General features: G+C 42.3%; 17 protein-coding genes. 5 read left to right on the top strand and 12 right to left on the bottom strand.

All coding sequences use genetic code 11. From position 1 onward, the window contains the following. The first annotated feature begins 245 nt into the window (after positions 1-245). From JUB15_RS24190 to JUB15_RS24175, 4 genes are all read left to right on the top strand, one after another. Positions 246-785 carry an RNA polymerase sigma factor gene (locus JUB15_RS24190; protein WP_207515231.1) on the top strand — a complete coding sequence of 180 codons (540 nt, stop codon included), beginning with the start codon at positions 246-248 and terminating at the stop codon, positions 783-785. Between the two features lie 145 nt (positions 786-930). Further along, positions 931-2229, top strand: coding sequence for a FecR family protein (locus tag JUB15_RS24185; protein WP_207515230.1), 1299 nt, complete (start codon positions 931-933; stop codon positions 2227-2229). A gap of 134 nt (positions 2230-2363) precedes the next feature. After that, a complete protein-coding gene (locus JUB15_RS24180; RefSeq protein ID WP_207515229.1) occupies positions 2364-5768 on the top strand; it encodes a TonB-dependent receptor plug domain-containing protein in 3405 nt (1134 codons plus the stop codon). 31 nt (positions 5769-5799) lie between these two features. Continuing rightward, on the top strand, positions 5800-7167 hold the full coding sequence (locus JUB15_RS24175; RefSeq protein ID WP_207515228.1) for a RagB/SusD family nutrient uptake outer membrane protein: 1368 nt from the start codon (positions 5800-5802) through the stop codon (positions 7165-7167). Position 7168: 1 nt separating this feature from the next. On the opposite strand, the gene JUB15_RS24170 is transcribed toward JUB15_RS24175, so the two are convergent. From JUB15_RS24170 to JUB15_RS24115, 12 genes are all read right to left on the bottom strand, one after another. Then, positions 7169-7447, bottom strand: coding sequence for a hypothetical protein (locus JUB15_RS24170; RefSeq protein ID WP_207515227.1), 279 nt, complete (start codon positions 7445-7447; stop codon positions 7169-7171). A 232-nt stretch (positions 7448-7679) separates the two neighbouring features. After that, the gene (ku, locus tag JUB15_RS24165) at positions 7680-8456 is read right to left on the bottom strand and encodes a non-homologous end joining protein Ku (RefSeq protein WP_207515226.1); all 777 of its coding nucleotides are present in this window, start codon (positions 8454-8456) and stop codon (positions 7680-7682) included. A 369-nt stretch (positions 8457-8825) separates the two neighbouring features. Then, positions 8826-8987 carry a hypothetical protein gene (locus JUB15_RS24160; RefSeq protein WP_207515225.1) on the bottom strand — a complete coding sequence of 54 codons (162 nt, stop codon included), beginning with the start codon at positions 8985-8987 and terminating at the stop codon, positions 8826-8828. Between the two features lie 368 nt (positions 8988-9355). Continuing rightward, positions 9356-9757: a hypothetical protein gene (locus JUB15_RS24155; RefSeq protein ID WP_207515224.1), complete on the bottom strand. Its 402-nt coding sequence runs from the start codon at positions 9755-9757 to the stop codon at positions 9356-9358. A gap of 36 nt (positions 9758-9793) precedes the next feature. Beyond that, positions 9794-10636 carry a PAAR domain-containing protein gene (locus JUB15_RS24150; RefSeq protein ID WP_207515223.1) on the bottom strand — a complete coding sequence of 281 codons (843 nt, stop codon included), beginning with the start codon at positions 10634-10636 and terminating at the stop codon, positions 9794-9796. Continuing rightward, positions 10636-11037, bottom strand: coding sequence for a hypothetical protein (locus JUB15_RS24145; protein WP_207515222.1), 402 nt, complete (start codon positions 11035-11037; stop codon positions 10636-10638). The genes JUB15_RS24150 and JUB15_RS24145 overlap by 1 nt, the downstream gene beginning before the upstream one ends. Positions 11038-11047: 10 nt before the next feature. Continuing rightward, positions 11048-11845, bottom strand: coding sequence for a M35 family metallo-endopeptidase (locus tag JUB15_RS24140; RefSeq protein ID WP_207515221.1), 798 nt, complete (start codon positions 11843-11845; stop codon positions 11048-11050). 87 nt (positions 11846-11932) lie between these two features. Then, positions 11933-13600 (bottom strand): type VI secretion system Vgr family protein, encoded by a 1668-nt coding sequence (locus JUB15_RS24135; RefSeq protein ID WP_207515220.1) that lies wholly within the window; start codon positions 13598-13600, stop codon positions 11933-11935. A gap of 18 nt (positions 13601-13618) precedes the next feature. Next, positions 13619-14014 (bottom strand): type VI secretion system tube protein TssD, encoded by a 396-nt coding sequence (gene tssD / locus JUB15_RS24130; RefSeq protein ID WP_207515219.1) that lies wholly within the window; start codon positions 14012-14014, stop codon positions 13619-13621. Positions 14015-14290: 276 nt separating this feature from the next. Beyond that, a complete protein-coding gene (locus JUB15_RS24125; protein WP_207515218.1) occupies positions 14291-15244 on the bottom strand; it encodes a HipA domain-containing protein in 954 nt (317 codons plus the stop codon). After that, positions 15234-15575, bottom strand: coding sequence for a HipA N-terminal domain-containing protein (locus JUB15_RS24120; protein ID WP_207515217.1), 342 nt, complete (start codon positions 15573-15575; stop codon positions 15234-15236). Before JUB15_RS24120 ends, JUB15_RS24125 begins: the two co-directional genes overlap by 11 nt. Then, positions 15572-15979, bottom strand: a complete 408-nt coding sequence (locus tag JUB15_RS24115) for a helix-turn-helix transcriptional regulator (RefSeq protein WP_207515216.1) — start codon at positions 15977-15979, stop codon at positions 15572-15574. The genes JUB15_RS24120 and JUB15_RS24115 overlap by 4 nt, the downstream gene beginning before the upstream one ends. Before the next feature lie 1300 nt (positions 15980-17279). Between JUB15_RS24115 and JUB15_RS24110 the strand changes: the two genes are divergently transcribed. Next, complete coding sequence (locus JUB15_RS24110; protein WP_207515215.1) at positions 17280-18449, top strand: IS4 family transposase; 1170 nt, start codon at positions 17280-17282, stop codon at positions 18447-18449. Positions 18450-20037: the final 1588 nt, after the last annotated feature.

The following is a 20037-nucleotide window of genomic DNA, read 5'->3' as shown; positions in this document are numbered from 1 at the left end:
CAAACCTTTCATTTTTGCATTAATATTTATTCAATCCTCTACAACATTTGCATTTTAGTACAACTTTTTTGTACAGTAGAATATGTTAAAATGTTTTACATTCGAGCCCATTATTCCGTTATACCCCCTGTGATCACGCACCCCGTTTACTGGTACCGGTTAAACTATACTGTTATATGCTTGCTTAAATATACAGGATAGCAAGCATCGAATTTTATTAACTAGTAGCAAACCAGTACTATACTATGCAAAATACAATTTCAGATTGCTCGTTTAATCAACACAACTGGCAATCCTTCAGTGATCTGTACAAAAAATTTTTTCCATCAATCTACTTCTTTTCCTGGCGTCTCCTTAGGGAGAGAGACGGAGCTTGGGACCTTAGCCAGGAAGTATTCTACAAACTATGCAAATGCGAGGACCGATTTGAAACAGAACAAAATGTAAGGAGCTTCCTGTACGTACTTGCCCGTAATGCGTGTTACGATGTACTGAGGAAGAAACGATTACAACAGCTCTATCTTCAGTTGGTTTCCACACAGGACACTGAAACACCACACGCAGCCCGGACCTGGGAAGAAGCAGAAATTTTTAACGAGTTGACAAATGCCTGTAACAGGCTTGATCCCAGGCAACGGCGCGTTGCCAGACTTAGTTACTGGCAGGGAAAAACCAATGAAGAAATTGCCGGAATAATGAATATCTCCGTGCGCACAGTAGGCCGGCTAAAGGTGTTGGCCCTGCGAAATCTAAAGCAACTGCTAGGCAACTGTATATCACTATAACAACTATGCTATTAGTGATCGGACGCTAAATTATTATTGTAAAAAAACTGGTAAAATTTGTCCGCCTTTTAAATTTCGAACGTCTTCTTTCGGACCAGTAAAACACCGGGGTAATTTTTTTAACCATACTTTTAATAACTTAAATATGTCAGAAATACGTAAACCTATTTCAACGCTGGTTGTGCGCTCCCTGATCGGGGAAGCTACTCCTACGGAAATAATGCAGCTGGAAGAATGGGCCTCACTATCGGTCGACAACAGGGTATGGCTCGATCGGTTCGATGATCCTGACTTCATAATCGATGGTATCAATGAACTCGAAGCTTTGGACCTGGATGCATGCGAGAGGGATTTTCAGCGAAGACTACATATATATGAACACAGGGCCAAAGTGAAGCGCATGAAGCGGCAAATTGTCATCTGGTCTGCTGCCGCCATTATTTTATTGTCGTGCGGCATCTGGCTGCATAAACACCTCGCCCCTGACACAACGCCATCGTTGACCCATTTACACACTACACCAGCTAAAACAAAGCCGGTGAACAAACCGGAAGCAAAGGCGGCGAAACAATCACCGCTGCCAATCTCTGTTCATAATGACAATACCCATCAGAAACAGGTTAGGACACCGTCAGCGGCGCCAATAATATATGAGGCCGGCTATGAATCACCGCCTGTAACTGCAGCGAATGTGCCTGAGGCATTTCGGCAACTGCCATCAGCATCAGCAGCACCACCCCAACCCATCACCAATCATTATGCCAGCCGCAACGGCCCTTTTAATTTTCCGCAGAAAGCACTAGAGCCTTTTGACATCCTGAATGATGACAGCTCTATCTTAAAAGACCATATGCTGCCCGATGGAAGTATTGTTACCCTCAATGCACAGTCGCGGATATTTTACCCAAATCCGTTCCAAGGGGCTAACAGGAAAATTAAGCTCACCGGTGAAGGCCATTTTATTGTTGTTCAAAACGACAGCCTTCCTTTCATCGTGTCTGCAAATGGCGCCCGGGTAGAAGCTATCGGCAGTTCATCCTTCAATATGCGGTGTTACCCGGATGAAGAACAAACAGAAATAACATTATTGACCGGCGACAGCCTGTTGGTCGCTGTCGGCCCCTATCATTCTATCTTGCAACCAGGTCAAACTGCCCGCTTCTCAAAAGGATCACCTATCAATAAGTACAACACGAATAATAGGGACAAAGTAGTGGCCTATACCAACCGGTTGTTCCATTTCGACAAAGATGACCTGAACCAGGTTGCGCAAGAGATTGCCCGCTGGTACGGCCTTACCCTGATGGGCGTTAATCTTTCGCATACGCAGGTTTCGTTCCAGGGACTAAGAACCAAAAGCGCTGAAGCTGTCATTAAGCAACTGACAACTTCAGACGGCAAATCGCATGTAAAAATCGAAGGTAAAAGACTCATCGTGCACTAGATCAGCCACACATTGTCTCTGTTCACAGCATACATTGACCATTGACCTCGTCCTGCTCCTGCTTCAACCACATCAATTAAGTGCGCCTTATCTGCCACCAGGCCGTGAGATTCCATTTATTAAAATATTGTTCCATGAGGATTTTTTACCAGGTCATTGCTGTAGCCATCTTGTTGCTGGCGCCACAATTGATCCTTGCCCAATTGGTCACCCTTCATATAGATAAAGGTGAAGTAAAAGCAGCGCTCGATTCTATTCAGCAACAAACAAAGATCCCGGTCATTGACACTTACAAATGGCTGCGGCGAAAAGAATCAAAGAAGGTCTCCATTCATGTTGAACAGGCAACATTATATTCCGTATTGCAATTGCTGGGCAAAAACCAGATATTTTATTTAACACTTGCCAATGCCATTATTGTGGTGCTTCGGGAAGAATATGAAGAAGCTTTGCGGGCGGGCCAGGTACTCGATCAAAACGAACAACCTGTTGCCAATGCCACCGTGACGGACTTACGTAACGGCCTTTCGGCCGTTACCAATGCTAATGGAAATTTCTTCATGGACAGTATTGGACCGAATACAAAAATAAGAGTCTCTGGCTTAAACATAGAACCTGTCACTACGATTTACCACAAAAAGATCACTATCAGGGTACAGAGGCATCTTACGAACAATGTAGCGATAGTAGCTATCAATACAGGCTACCAGCATTTTAAAAAAAACAACAAACTGGGCTCCGATTTTTCTGTAAATCTGCCCTTGTTCCAACAGCGCGTATCCATAAATGTAGCTCAACGGCTAGAGGGCATCGTACCGGCCCTTGCTTTACCTGTAAAAAACGCCCGCCTGTTTCAGCCCGACTATTTCTCTATTGGCGCCCGAACCAGCCTCCTAAACCCCGACCCGCTAATTATTATTGACAATTTTCCCTTGCAAGGGAATCTCATCAATATTAATCCGGATGATATTCAAGACATTACCGTATTGCGTGATGCAGCGGCCCTTAACATTTGGGGCGCCAGAGCGGCCAATGGCGTCGTAATTCTTAAAACCAGATCCTCCAACTATTTCAAACGGTTCCGCCTATCGTTTAATACATCCGTTAGCTTCGCTGCCAGACCCAACCTTTTTACATCAGACCGAATGAGTGCCGCAGATCATATTCACTTTGATACGACGGTATTTAAAAGCAGATATTTCGACCACCTGCTTCGATTTCCTACGCACCCATCCTTGTCGCAAGTTGTGGAAGAATTATACAGAAACGTCCCAGCTACCCAAAGACTAAATTATTTGGACTCGCTGGCCAAATTGGATAACCGCAATGATCTGGAAAATTATTTTTACCGTCCGAGCATGCGACAGCATTACTTTATTCAACTGGAAGGAGGTGGCAAGGCCTACAATTACTACATGTCTACCGGCTATGACCGCATTCACCCCGAATGGCAATTAAGCCGGGAAGAACGCACAACATCCCTGCTAAAATTCAATACTAAATTCAGGACCCTGGAGATTGGTACCGGTATTTCGCTGGCCCAGCACTTACAAAAGAATATGAACGGCGTTCCGGAATTATTGCTGCCTTACCAAATGCTGTTAGACAATAATAATAAAAAAAACAATATGGAGGTGGCTATTCCCTATAAATACCGCTACAACTATATTGATACGGCCGGCAATAACAGGCTGCTTGACTGGAGATATTATCCTTTGCGAGAATTTCGTTTGCGGAATCATTTCGTTACCGAACTCGACTACAGGTACAATGTAGCGCTTAAATGGGATGCCGGTAAAATAGTGCCGGGGTTGGGGATCAATACGTATTTTCAGCACCAGGGAGCATTTAATCAGTTAAAGGAGGTGCATGCAGAAGAAAGTTTTTTTACCCGTGACCTGGTGAACAGTTATTCCCAACTAACACCAGGTGCCGTATTCCGACCCATTCCCGCAGGAGATATTGCCAACTTGTATAGAAGCAAATATAGCTCTACCAATATGCGCTTGCAGTTCAGCTACACCAAAAAATGGAACAACAAAAGCCTTGTGCTGATGGCCGGTAAAGACCGAGTTATTAATGAGGAAACCCATACCCGGGAACGAATCTATGACTATAATATAGCAACCGGCGCCGGAAAAACGAATATCGACTACAAGGCCCTTTATCCAATGTACTATTTTCCAGCGTTTAAAATGTATATCCCCTCTCCCCAATTGTCGCAGTCCCTATTCCACATCTATGCATCTACTTATTCAAATGCGCTTTTTAGATGGAGAGAAAAATATGATCTCACGGCCAGTGCACGGTACGAACGCTCCAATTTATTCGCGCGCCGTATCAATAACCGGTTTTCGCCGTTAACATCTGTGGGTCTTGCCTGGCAGTTAAGTTCCGAACGCTTTTACCACAGTATTTGGTTACCATTTGTCCGGTTAAGCGCTACCTATGGTACTACGGGCTATCCGCCCTATTATGCCTCTGCCTGGCGAACCGTTGATTATAGCGGCTTGAACAGTAATGGTAACCCCTTTGCCTTTCTTACTAATGCACCTCAGAATACGCTGCGTTGGGAAAGGGTTCGCAATCTGAACATTGGATTAAATCTAAGAACCCTTAACGACCGCATCGAGCTCAACATAAACTGGTATCGCAAATCATCCCACTACCTGATTGGCTATAATGACCTTGATCCCACACTAGGCACTGATCTTACTGGGAATGTAGCCGATATGTCGTCGCGCAACTTGGATATTGTAATAGAAAGCAAAAACATCATGCGGCCATTCAGCTGGCGTACCGGCTTTATGATGACTATAGTGAACGAAAAGGTAACCCATGTTAAAGACACTGTACTCGCAGCCTGGAAATATTGCGATCCCAACTACTTTACCACGGTGATAGGTAAACCGCTCTATGGCCTGTTCAGCTTTCCTTTTAAAGGCCTTGACCCATACGGCAATCCCCTCGGCGAAAAAGGCACTCAATACATGGATATGGTCATGGCCAAGGGCAGCAACAGCCTAACCTATCATGGTCGGGCCACCCCAGCCGTATTTGGAAGTATCACGAATGATTTTAGTTATAAACAATTAAACCTGTCAGTAACGGTATTGTATAAATTGAACTATTACTTCAGAAGGCAAAGTATCAATTATTATGACCTGTACCAGGGAGTTCCAACCGGATCTGCTGACTTTAGCCGCCGCTGGCGCCAGCCTGGTGATGAAAAAACCACCACCGTACCATCCATACCAGTGACTGCCGCTCCCGATCCTAACAGGGACATATTCTATAACTATTCAAATGTGCTTGTTGAAAGGGCCGATCACCTTCGGCTGCAGAATATTCAATTGAGTTATGAACTGGAAGACCGGCCATTAAAAAAGGGACAACTGCGGATGGCCAATGTATTTTTGAACTGTAGCAATACTTGGATTATCTGGCGAGCCAACAAATGGGGTATTGACCCCGAGCAACATACCCGCTACCGCCAGCCAGTGCTATATACAATTGGTTTTAGAGGAACTTTTAAATAGTGTAAACATATTCAGCAATAAAGCCCATGTTATGAATAACAAACCCACTAACCGTTCAACCATCCTGCCTCTTGTTTTGCTGTTGCTCTCCATTACCTGCACTAAACAGAGCGAACTAGAAAGAATTCCGGACAGTAGTTTGGACCTCTTGAATAGTTTAGAAGATGCTCAAGCCCTGCTGGACAATATGATCGTCATGGCCGAGACCCCAGCATTACCGGAGATCTCGGCCGACAATTTTTATATCGTTGATACCAACCGGTTTTACCCGGCGGAACGTAATGCCTACTTTTGGCGGCGTGAGATTTTCCCTGACAATTTACCCGTAGATGACTGGAACCAACCCTATAAACAAGTGTATTATGCCAACTCTGTGCTCGATGCCCTGCCGGATCTGCCGACCGATAAGCCTCAATTGACCAGCCACCTGCGAGGGCGAGCGCTGTTTATCAGGAGTTATGCCTTTTTTAATGTAGCGCTGCAATTTGCAAACCTTTACGATGGAAATAATGCAGCCGACCCAGGTATTCCGTTGCGGTTAACGGGTGATCCTTTTGAACCGATATACCGCGCGACATTAGGAGGCACCTACGAACAAATTACGAAGGATCTAAAAGAGGCAGCCCATTCACTGCCGGCCCTTCCTGACCCCCTTCGCAAAAACCGGCCTTCCCGGACGGCCGCCTATGCCTTACTTGCCAGGGTGTACCTAAGCATGAGAGATTACACAAATGCCCTGGTGTATGCAGACAGTAGTCTCTTATTATATGCAAAACTCCTGGATTATAATAGCTCCGATACCACGGTCGTGAACCCGTTTACAGCCAATAACGAGGAAGTTTTGTACCAGAGCAACCTGTATTCCGGAGCCACTATGCTATATTCGGGAAATTGCTATATCGATTCCTTATTATATCGATCTTATGCTGCAGGAGACTTGCGAAAAGTGCTGTTCTTTTCCGTAGACAATGCAGGTTTCCCCATTAGCAACTATGGGTACAGTGGCTATATATTCAGTTTCAGCGGCCTGGCGGTAGATGAAGTATTGTTGATTCGTGCAGAATGTAAAGCGCGGCTGCAGGATGCAGCCGGAGCTTTACAAGACCTGGTTAGACTACTGAAGAGCAGATGGATAAACGGCGCCTATACCCCACCCGCTGTAAATACAGCCGCAGAAGTGCTACAGCTGGTATTAACGGAGCGGCGCAAAGAGCTGGTGTTCCGGGGGCTGCGCTGGTCTGATATCCGCCGCCTGAACAAAGAGGGCGCTGCGATTAGCCTGCAACGGAGTTTTGGACAAGAGGTATATACCCTTACACCGAACGACCAGCGTTATGTATTTCCAATTCCGCCCGAAGTTATTGCCCTCAACGATCATATAGAACAAAATCCGCGCTAGCTTATTTCTTTGCCGGCGCATTGATCAACCAAGAAAAGGCGCCGGTGCGGCAGGGCGCCCAGCTGTTGGGATTAAAAGGATTGGGCTGATACCAGGTGCACGTTCCGGCGGCCGCCTGACAAACATAATGAACACCGTACTCCCCGGCGGGGAAATAAGTATTCCCGAACTTGTAATATTGGGGTTGTCCTTCGCACAAAGCTTGAGGTTTGTGCGCAATGGCGCCGAAGACGCCGCCAGCGATGGCAGCAGCAATAAGGCATACTTTGATTTTTAGCATAAAAAACCAGTTTAGGATTTAGAAATAAGAAAGCTGCAAGTATGTGGCAAAGAGAACGGAAAGCAAAGAAGCCCGGGCCTTTAAAAGATGCGTTTATATATACAAACAATTGGGGCGGCCGCTTGACAAAAGCAGGAAATAAAAATGTGTATTCGTCATGACAACAAATACCGTATAGATTATATTATGTGTTATCCTTTTAAGAAGTGTATTTCAGTAATGTAAGCCGTTATCAGGATGCTTTTTTGGTATGTTTTACATTCAGGCTTGCCTTCAGCTTCTCCATAAGATCTACCGTGGTAGCATTGTGCGCCACCTTCAACGGTTTGCCGGTAGGTTTGCCTTTTGCTTTGGCTTCGATCACTTTCATTAATTTCTCCGAGTAGGTATCTTTATAATCTTCGGGCTTGAAAGGTTTGGTGAGTTGCCCGATGAGCATACTGGCCATTTTCAATTCCTCGGGTTTAATGGCGGTATCGGGGACTACGATACCCGCTTCGCTTCGAATTTCATCGGTAAAGCGCAGGCGGTGCATGACCAGCACTTTGCGGAGCGGTTTTATGAGGCAGATCCATTCTTTGTTATGGTATACCAGGGGGCCGAGGGCGGCTTTGTTTTCTTTTTTGAGGGCATCGCGCAGGAGCACATAGGCTTTCGCTCCCATTTTATCGGGCTCGAGGTAGTAAGGCTTTTCGTAATAGACGGCGTCTATTTCTTTTTCATTGATGAACTGGGTGATCTCGAGGTGATCGATCTTTTCGGGAGCTGCTTTCTGGAAGTCGGCATCCTCGACGATCACATAATCTTCGCCCATCTGGTAGGCACGTACAATATCCTCCTGGAACAATTCCTTGCCGGTGGACTCGCTGACCTTTTTATACCGAACGCGGCTGTTGGTCTTTTTGTCGAGCTGCACAAACGGGATGGAGCTTTCCTCAGTAGCAACATACATCCGCACAGGGATGTTAACCAGGCCGAACCCGATCGACCCTTTCCACATCGCACGCATACATTACACTTTTAATGTTATTATTTGAGGTACAGCGTCGTCAATTCAAAAGATAAGTTTGATTCCCTGAAGGCTATGCAATAGAATGGCCATACAAATACGGGAGGTACGCGGGACGGATGCGGTTTGGCAACCATTGTTGAGAACAATTCCAGACCAAAGATAGTACAGAATTCAAGCCAAAGTATCGGTTGAGAAACAAGAATGCCACACCATTCTGCCGCAGGGCGGCCTGAACAGATGTGGCATATCTTAAACGATCCCAGGATATTGAGGTGATTCAACGACCAGGAGGTTACCGCCAGCGGCGTAGCAGGACCCTTGAGGCCCACGCCCGTGTTTGGAACGGACCACCTGATACCGGCGGCATTAGCCATCGCCGGATTTTAAACCATTAATGATTTTACTATTATTGATCTTGAACGAAGTATCGATTCTGCAGGATATTCCATTACAGGGAGCCGGCAGGCAGGCTGTAAAAGCATCGTATTCAAATGGCACAGATGGCATCGCCCAATAATATTTTCTCATACACGCATTACGTTTTGTTTAGGTGCATTCGCGGCAATCGTCAGGTCGCAGGGTAATTATTTCACCCGGTAAGGGAATGGAATAGTTGCAAATTTGGTACCCTCACCGCTTTGCGATATGGTTTCCATTGCAACAATTAACTTCTTTGGTCTGTAATGTGGATTAGTAGATTTTTTTACCCGTTCGTGGGTTAATTCAAATAAAAGTTGATGAGAATTGTACTTGATGTATCTACTTCGGTGCTGATTGCAGGGCTGCAATGCCCGCCTGAAGTCATTCTTGGATAAAAATTACATGCATTATGAGGAGCGCTAACATAATGACGATTAGGATAAGCAGCGTAAATGGACAATGCTGCTGGTCGTCTATTAATAAGATACCTCTACAATATTGGACTCGAGATTTGTAAATCCAGCGTCATCCATATATGTCGGATGAAATACCGAATATTGAATAAAGTATTTATTTCCCGTAGTAATTTTATACACTTCACTTAATACCACGCTTGTTTGAACACTTTCGCCAGCTTTAAGTGCAAAAAAATCCTCTGGTCTCACCTCTCGATTTACAAAACGACCAACATAATCAACCTTATTCTTTTTTTCATCAAACACTTTAAAAACATTTCTATGAGTTTTTGAATCTGTGCATAAAGTTTGTCTATCCAAATAAATTTCATCAGTTGTATTATTCGAGAACAGTAAATGCGCTACCAATAAGTCTTGACGTTTTTCAATATTTAATTTTATATTCAAAGAGCTCTGATCCATATGTTTACTTTTATAATTTTCTTATTTGTTAAATCATCAGGCAATAATAAAACATTCAAAAGATTCTGCGTTTTGCATGGCCAAATGCGGATGATCATTTGCAAGGATTAAACAACGCTCGTGGCCATAAATCACATCTTCAGTTGCTCCGACTTCATTGAAGTGTGATAACTCATGAATAATGACACTTGATTTTGTTTTTTTATTTGGTATGTCTTCTTCCCAAAATCGATCCCCAAGTAATATTCTATATTCTGGATCATTTGGATAAGAATTGGCATACTGCCCCATTCTGTCTTTTTCATTTATTATTACGGAAAAATTGTCAATCTTTAAAGTCTTACTAACGTTTAACGCCTTTCTTATCCTATCTAAAATTTTCTTCACCGCGCCCTGATCATCGCTTCCAAACCATTTTTTAAACGCCAACATCGTCTTTTCATCACCGCATTCCATTAAAGCGAGTTTCTTTTCCAGTAACACAATACAATCTTTAATCGCCTGTTCTATTAATATCGCCTTTTGCTCTGCTGATGGTTCAACGAATTCAGGATTCTTAATTTCAATTGCTATCCGCACCGTCCTTCCACCAATAAATACGGTTCCGCTACCAGATAACACATTACCGCCATGTGTACATTGCTCTCCTTTGCGTGCTGCAGGCTTACCGCCGATATACACACTTCCCGACCCTGAGATTATTGTATCCATAGCTCCTACACACATACAATTATCCCCCGCTACAGCCGCAGACACTCCTTCAATAAATACAGTGGAAGATCCCGGACCAGTGATCGGTCCACCTTCATGTGGCACACCTCCTGGCGCCACCATTAAACATACATGCTTATCGCCTATTCGTGCTGCCGGCTTGCCCATTAATAAATTACTTCGATAGAATTGGATACTAACTTGTTTAAGGGTCCTTCATCCAAGTAGCTTGGATGATAAACCGAGTATTGAATAATATATTTACTCCCTTTATTTATCTTGTACACCTGATTCAATTCTACACTTGTTCTTATTTCATCTCCTGAATCTAATGGAATAAAATCTTCGGGAACTACAATCCGTTTTTCCATCATACCAGTATATTTAACCTTCTCATTGTCTGCACTCATAATTTTAAAAATATTTCTGCGCGTTTTGCCGCTTGTACATATTGTCTTTGTATCCAAATAAATTTTATCTGAAGTACTATTAGTAAATATTAGATGTGCCAGCATGATTTCACCTCTCACTTCAACATCCAACTGAACGTCTGCAAATGTCTTTTCCATACAATTAATATTACATTACTATAAAAAGTTCGAATGTAGATGCATTATTTAAAGCACCTTCCGGGTCACTCGCTGCTAACTTTAAACAGTCCTTTTCTCCATATATTACATCCTCTGTACTTCCTACAGACTCAAAATGAGACAATTCATGCGCAATTGCTCCAGCTCTAGAATCTTTACCTATAGCTTCAGCTTTCCAAAAAGCAATACCGGTCATAATTCTGTATTCTTTATCATTTTGATATGAAATCGCAAATATTTCTCTTTTTTCTTTCTCATCTACTAATTCCTTAAAATTATTGACAGTTAACCCCTTACTTACCTCCAAAGCTTTCCTAATCCGATCCAATATTTTATATACCGCCCCGGCATCATTCCTTCCAAACCACTTTTTAAACGCCAACATTGTCTTTTCATCACCGCATTCCATTAAAGCGAGTTTCTTTTCCAGTAACACAATACAATCTTTAATCGCCTGTTCTATTAATATCGCCTTTTGCTCTGCTGATGGTTCAACGAACTCAGGAGTCTTAATTTCAAAGGTTATCCGCACCGTCCTTCCACCAATAAATACGGTTCCGCTTCCAGATAACACATTACCTCCATGTGCACATTGCTCTCCATTGCGTGCTGCAGGCTTACCGCCGATATACACACTTCCCGACCCTGAGATTATCGTATCCATAGCTCCTACACACATACAATTATCCCCCGCTACAGCTGCCGCAACACCCTCAATGAATACAGTGGAAGATCCCGGACCAGTGATCGGTCCACCTTCATGTGGCACACCTCCTGGCGCCACCATTAAACATACATGTTTATCGCCTATTCGTGCTGCCGGCTTGCCCACCCTATTGAAATTTACAATTTATAGCTAGATATTTACAATGCATTAATTGAGGTTGATCTTTGCCCCCTTTATATCCATATTCTTCTTTGCGTTGATATTGGCACTGGCGCCACTGGTTATTGTTAATTCTTCCGTCGCTTCGACTTTGACTTTGCCGGCACAGATCCGTATCCCATGTTTGCTCATCTCAAGCTTTGTGTTCCCCACTTCCAATATAATGTTATCCTTTGCTTTGAATTTAATGGTTCCTTCTCCATCGAGAAGTATGCTGTTGGCCTGCTTGTCCTGCATCGTAATACTTCCCTGATCATCGTTCATTAATAGCTGGCTACCGCTCCGGGACTGCATGGCCTTTACATCATTTCCTTCATTCCCAAAGGCGGTTTTGGCTCTGCCATTATAAACCGCACCTATTACATACGGTTGCGTGGCATGCCCACCCGCAAAAGCAACCATCACTTCATCCCCTATTTCAGGCATAATATACAATCCGTTCCCTTTTCCTGCATACGGCGACACCACCCGAAGCCAGGGCGTCTTCGCTGTGCCTTCCATCCAATGGAACCTCACAGTTATCCTGCCAAAGCCCTCTTTATCATAATTCTCAACCACCACCGCCGGCTGTGCTTCACAATAAGGCTCCGGTACGGGTTTAACGGGCGGAGATTTTTCCGCTGCTGGAACCGCGACAAACTCATTGGTATAATTTCCTGCATCATCCCAACAGTGTTCAATGGAGATAATCCTGTATTCATTGTCCGGTTGATCTTCCTCTTTTTTGCTTCCGGTATCTATCTGCAGGATATCACCGGGTTGAAAGGCGGGCATATCACTGCTGCCTCTGAACAGCACCATATCGCTCTGCTGTATAGCTGCCTGCTTATCTAAAAAGTTATCGACCTGTCTTATCTTCCTTACATCATGATTGTACCAGACCTCCCCTGCTGCGCTATAAAACTTTTGACGCTGATCCAATAGGTTGGCCCGCAAATCGTTTTTCTCAGCATTTGCCTGCAAATCAAGGCGACTATTATATACTTCTCCTGCTACATAATCGTATGCCTTCATGTTACATTCGCCCGGCTTTAAACACATTTGTAATCCAAACCTGAATAAATGCTCTTTATAGGTCAACTTAACCTTTTTGTGATCTGCAGATCCCAGCACCAGTTTTTGTCCATTGTAATACAACCACTCACCCCAGGTGCTGGCCAACCGCTTTAAAAACTGCCAGTCCGTTTCATTATACTGTACCTGGTAGTGAAACGTTTCCTTGTAAGATGGATCAACGCTATAGGAATATCCCGCAGACTGGTACTCTTGTAAAATCTTATTTGCGATTTTCTTTATTGGTTTGCGTTCAAACGACTGGCAATGCCGGCCATTGTCCAATAAAATAGTTGGACTATACCCTTTGATTATAATATTGGAAGGATGTTCATTATTGCTGGCTTTTTCCACCTCCATTATCACTCCTGAAAACAACAATTCCGGGCTATCTTTCGTCAAAACGACTTTTATATGAAGGGGCGCGCCTAATAATTTTTGCGGTTCCTTTAATAATCTATTCAACTGTTCATCTCTGCCTTCAGTTGGACAAACAAACCGAAATGTATGATGCTCGAATATTTTCTGGCTGATATGGAGTGCTGACTGATCCCTGATTATAACCCCATTGATATTAATGATCGTTTGAATAGTACGTGCCATAAATAATAAGTGATTTACTTAACAAGGCGCCCAGTGCTTTTTAAAAACGAGCCCTTCCATCTTAATAACGTGAGCGTTTAACACCAGCTGTAACACCATGGGATGCTCTGCAGTGGGATCGAATGTTTCGTGATACTCCACACAAAGTGTATCCACAAACTCCAGCGTTTTTAATTTACTCATGGTGTCGTACCGGATAAATGTGATCGTCCCGTTCTTTTTCTGATGCTTTTCAATCATCCACTCAAATAAACTGGGATTGGTACTACTCACCAGACTAAGGTTAATGATGCCACCTAATGGCAAGGTGGCAACCCTTCCGCCGGGATCAAGATTCTGGTAAAAACGATAACTACATTTGAGCACACTGATCTCGTCCTCATTCTGCAATTGCAGCTTGGCAATAAATGACATATTAAATGTTTTAAACAGTTACAAGACTATTTGCAAGACATGGTCCTGCATAAACATTATTTTAAATGCCACTGAAATGGTTGGATCTGGATAAATGGGTGTGTAGAGTGCGACAAAAATCAGAGATGCTTAACGTAGTCGTGTATGTTGAATCAAATATATGTATTATTCGATTAGATGAAATAGTTATTATATAATTTTTTTATAGACATAGTCAACAGTTATAATAGCACCGAGCCTAGTAGTTTTATTTACCGACATAACTTCATGAGCATTTCAACTTATACCTGCCCTTACCGCTCTCTCCTGCAGCAATGTCGTATATGCCTTCTGCTCTTTTGGGCTTAAAAAAGATATCTTAATAAAATTTATTGCCACATTTAATTGTTTAGCAAACCTGCTATAGGTTCGGTTCAGTACATTTTCGGGAATATTCAAAGCAAGCCCAAATCGGTTGAAATCAGATTGGCTTAATTTTCTTTTCTTGGCATTTAGTGTCAATGCAAGCTCCTCTGTGTCCTTTGGCAATGCTAATTTTGTGTTTAACATATCGTATGCCGGGGAAAGCTGTACTAAATTGTCTTTGGATGTTAACAGCGAGAAATTTTTCAAATGCATATCGGCATTCCCTGTCAGAAATGAAAAAAGCGCCATTTCAAAAAATGTAATTTTATCAAGGCCAGGCTGAGAGGAAAACCTTTCAATATACTTACCAATCTTTTCCATGGAACCCCTGTACTTGTCGTCTGTAAGTGTTTCTGTAAGTTGACACATGTCTTCCATTGCCAGCTTTTCATTTCCCACCCTGTCGAACCTCTTAGTGATATAAGCGAGTTCATTCGATGCTAGTCTGATTAATGCATGTTCAGCCGTTGCAATACCAAAGATTGTTGCCAGATGCATTGTCAGATCTTCATTTTCAGGAAGGCTCGGAAATTCGGACGATGGCGGTTTAAGTATATAACCTCCCCATAACCCGACAATCGTAAATCGTGACCTTTTTGGATCACCAGGTTGTGGCTCTATTGTCAGTGCCAATTTTGATTGAACTCCGGTTACGGCCACACTTCTAAGAATTATTTGCCGGGCTATTTCTTCCATACTGTCTTTGCTGTATTCCAGTACGGGCGGAACAGCGGTACTGAACATTTTGCTGCTACAGCGGCTGTGAAAATCTATTTCATTTTCACTCAATAGTTGATAACAATATAAACAACGTTTATTCTTCATTGCTGGCTACATCCTTTATACGTTCAATACTAACTGCACCAATACAATCTTTGCAGGCGATTAATAATATTTCCATCCGGTCGTTCCTGTTTACTTTCCAGTTCTTGACTGTTATTTCTAACAACCATCCTTCAGGTATCAATCCATCAAAAAATGGAATCATAGTATTACTCAAATACGGTTCTTCCCTTAGTGGTAATGTCAAGCTTACCGGAAAAGGTGCTTGTGAATTCAGATAATGTTTATCATACTGAAAGCCATAACCGTTTTCATCCTGCCATATAATTCCGGCATAAAGATTCTTGTATAAAACTTTTCCCTGTTTTCTCATTCAAAACCTAGTTTAATTCCTTGAATATCGTTAAGCGGAACAAATTTCTCTTCGGTTGTCCCGGAATGCACCCGCCAGCCGGAAATATTACCGTTATCATATACGGCACTAATGATAGTCCCATATATTACTTTTTTATTTCGAAGTTCTATTCGTACATTTTGCTGCAAGTAATTTAAAAGAATATCATATGGATCAAACTGCTTAGATGGTACAGGTGCCATTATATGACCAAACAAGTATAAGACCTGATTCACTTTGTCAAGCCGTAAGGATTCTTTCCCCTGTTCTAAGTCTCTAATAAAGCGAAGACCTACTCCTGATCGTTCAGCAAGATCTTTTTGGGACAAGCCAAGGCGCTGCCTGTTGTATTTTACAAAAGTTGATATTCTAGAGTTTTCCATACAGTTTTTATACCCTTTCGGGTTTAAATATAGCAAATTTTTGATTATATGGTCCCGATCGGGTATAACGAACTTGTAAAAACCGTCCTGTGGACCCGATCGGGATAATTACTAAAAGGAAGGATTCAGGGCGGCAGAATCTCTTCCAATTTTATTCCGCTGGAATTTTGACCCTTACTTCAATTGTGGAACCAGGCGGTAAAAAGTTCCTGACACCATTCCAGCTACAGATGGATGCAAACATCTTTGACTGATCTTCCTATTCCAGTATAAATGCAAACGGATTATTACTGAGCCGAAAAGCATACGAAGTCATGGCGCCATTCCGCTTGCAGGACCATGAACTTTATTCCGCAAAGATCGAGTTCAAAAAAAGGTCGTCGAGCATAAGTGGCTTAATCACATCTGGATTCTTGATCAGTCATCGACTATGTAAAGACGGTATCAACAAAGTATTATTTTGTAGAAGAAACAGCCAAGGCATTTACAATGACAAGCAAAACTCACGCTTTATTGTTGATAAGCATCCTATTGCGTTAATACGTACTTCTGACTATTTAATAAGGTTATTTTCGTTGATAAAACAGCTATTCAGCTCTTGAATTGTTCAGTTCTCGCGTTATTCAGTTGTTCAGTTATAAAGTTGTTCAGTCGGATGGGTATTGCGCGTGGGGTCTCTCCCTTTAAGGGGCTGGGGGGTTGAGGGTTAGGAGGCAAAAGAAAAAAGGTCCACTGTAGAAACAGCCGACCTCTAACGATTGCTTGCCATATGAAAAAAACGTAAGTCGAATTTAAAGTGAAGCTTTTGGCTTCGGGTAGCGCTCTCTTTCCTTTTCTCCTCATTTACCGTGCTACCGTTGTTGATGATGTAAAAGTACAGCGCGCTCATGATCTATCATAATCCAGTTTGTCACCAAATTATTATGTCTAACGTTACTATAGCTCTGCAAAAGCCACAAACAGCGTGACCTCCAGGCATAATAGCTTATGATCTGTAACGTTTAAAATGCAATGAAAAAAAGATTTTAAATGTTGATGGAACAGTTGTTTTCATACTGGTGGACGATCATGCTTTGAAATGGTTGCATGTGTTGTAAATAAAACTTGATTACCAATAACGTAACGCTATCGTTCAGTTATTAAGTTATTCAGTTATTGAGTTATTCCACTAGCGTTTTGATGTTTTAATAATAAGTTCTTTGAAAGTATTGTCTGTATTGAGTTTGCGGGGAAATAGACTTGGAAACGATTTGGTTTTTTGAAATCTTTGAATTTTACAATTCATTGATTATCAAATAGTATGAATCAGGGCAAATATATTTTCTCCCAAGTCGTTAGCCTAATTTCACACAAACAGTTTCAAAGCCTTGTTAAGCGCTATAAAGGAGATTATAAGGTTAAGGAATTTAGCTGTTGGAAACAGTTTTTATGCATGGCTTTTGGGCAACTCACTCATCGGGAAAGCTTAAGCGATACCATTTTGTGTTTAAAAGCAAATGCAGATAAAATGTATCACTTGGGCATAGGTGACGTGGTTGCTAAAAGCACTCTTTCTACTGCAAATGAAAATCGCTCGTACCTGATTTATTATGACCTTGCAATGCTCTTAATAAAACAAGCCAAGCAATTGTATTTAGGTGATAATAACCTGGACGTAGAACTTAAAAACAATGTGTTTGCGATAGATTCAACTACGATTAACTTATGCTTGTCGACGTTTTATTGGGCAACTCATCGAAGCACACAAGGAGGCATAAAGCTACATACACAGTTAGATTTGAAAACCGCTATCCCAGAGTTCATACATTTTTCTTCAGCCTCTGTTAATGACATGAATGCACTGGACTTTATTTCTTATGAGGCCAATAGCTTTTATATAATGGATAGAGGATATGTAGACTACAAGCGACTTTACCGGATTCATGGTTGTCAGGCATTTTATATCATCAGGGCTAAAGACAACATGAACTGTCGGCGGGTTAAATCCTATTCTTCTGACAAAAGCAATGGAGTGCTCTGTGATCAAAGCGTTCTACTTAACAATTTCTATGTTGCTAAAGATTATCCTGAGAAAATTCGCAGGATAAAATTCTATGATAATGAAAGCGGGATACAATTTGTTTTCCTTACAAACAATTTTCATCTTAAAGCAACTGAGATAGCTCAGCTTTATAAGCATCGATGGAAAATTGAATTGTTCTTTAAATGGATTAAACAGCATTTAAAAATCAAGTCGTTTTGGGGACAATCGGAAAATGCGGTAAAAACTCAAGTATGGATTGCTGTGTCTGTATATGTTCTGGTAGCCATTGCTAAGAAGAAATTTATGCTTCATCAATCGCTTTACGAAATAATACAAATTTTAAGCATCTCCATTTTTGAAAGAATGCCCATAAATCAACTATTTCAACAAACTCAAAAACAATATTTCAAAGATCTAAATCATAACCAATTGAATATGTTTGACTAATATCAAAACGCTAGTGGAGTTATTCAGTTGTTCAGTTCCTGAGTTATTTAGTTTTTTGAGTTATTCTATTAGCGAGGTATGTGCTGAAAAGGGTGTTATGGCCAAGGGTATTATACCCCCTTTAGGGGGTTAGAGGGCATTGGGCCGGGGGGCATAAAAAAAGGTCCACTGTAGAAACAGCCGACCTCTAACGATTGCTTGCCATATGAAAAAAACGTAAGTCGAATTTAAAGTGAAGCTTTTGGCTTCGGGTAGCGCTCTTTCCTTTTCTCTTCTTTACCGTGCTACCGTTGTTGATGATGTAAAAGTACAGCGCGCTCATGATCTATCATAATCCAGTTTGTCACCAAATTATTATCTCTAACGTTACTACAGCTTTGCAAAAGCCACAAGCAGCGCGACCTTCAGGCATAATAGCCTATGATCTGTAACGTTTAAAATGCAATGAAAAAAAGATTTTAAATGTAGATGGAACGGTTGTTTGCATGCTGGTGGACGATCATGCCTTGAAATGGTTGCATGAGTTGTAAATAAAACTTGATTACTAATAACGTAACGCTATCGTTGATAAAATCAGTTATTGAGTTCCTGAGTTATTCAGTTGTTCAGTTCCTGAGTTATTCTATTAGGGAGGTATGTGCTGAAAAGGGTGTTATGCCCCCCGGCCCCATGCCCCCTTTAGGGGGTTAGGGGGCATGGGGCCGGGGGGCATAAAAAAAGGTCCACTGTAGAAACAGCCGACCTCTAACGATTGCTTGCCATATGAAAAAAAACGTAAGTCGAATTTAAATTGAAGCTTTTGGCTTCGGGTAGCGCTCTTTCCTTTTCTCTTCTTTACCGTGCTACCGTTGTTTGATGAAGCAAAAATACTGGCTGCAGCGGCCCTTTCATAATCAGGTTTTTCACTGTTTTATTATGGCAAAACCTGCTCAACTTTTGCAAAACCCCTGCTACACAAGGGTTTCAGCCCAATTTGCCTCGGATTTCCAACGTAAATTCCAGGTGACCAAAGCGCGTCAAATCGTAGCACCCTTTACTTTTCTTTAACATTTGCCTGACTGTTTTCGCCCTTCAAACTGACATTTCAGCCGCATTTTTCCCTGCCCTACTCTCCGTTGCAGGCAACCCGGGAAGGCTATTTGGCCGTTAAAGGCCTGTTCACGCAACCGGTTGCGCCTCGTACCAAAAGCGGTTTTCCGGCGGGTTCCGGCTCTGACCAAAGGCGCCTCGCCAAGCAGCTTTTACTCCATTCAAAGCCGGTCTTTCCTTTCCCTTTCAAACATCGATGCGCTGGTTCATCTACCTGCACCGGTTAACCAATGGTGTAAGAACGGTACGTTATTAACATCGATGGTTCTCGCATTCAATAAACGTACAGCAGCACAACTACCGACTATTAAAAACCGGTTAGAAAGCGGTGAATTCCTGAACTGTTTACAAAAAATCTTAAGGTTTCGGCTGTTTGAGCTGTTTTTATTTATAGCGGGTCATGCATCTTCTTTCTACCTGTTTGCGTCTATGAGTAACAGGCAGTAACTGCGACCTCAACAAGAGCAACAGATAATGTGGAAAATACGGTCGGTCCCCC

The organism is Longitalea luteola, assembly GCF_017356035.1.
GTDB lineage: Bacteria > Bacteroidota > Bacteroidia > Chitinophagales > Chitinophagaceae > Niastella > Niastella luteola.
This window is presented reverse-complemented; position numbering and strand designations above follow the sequence as displayed.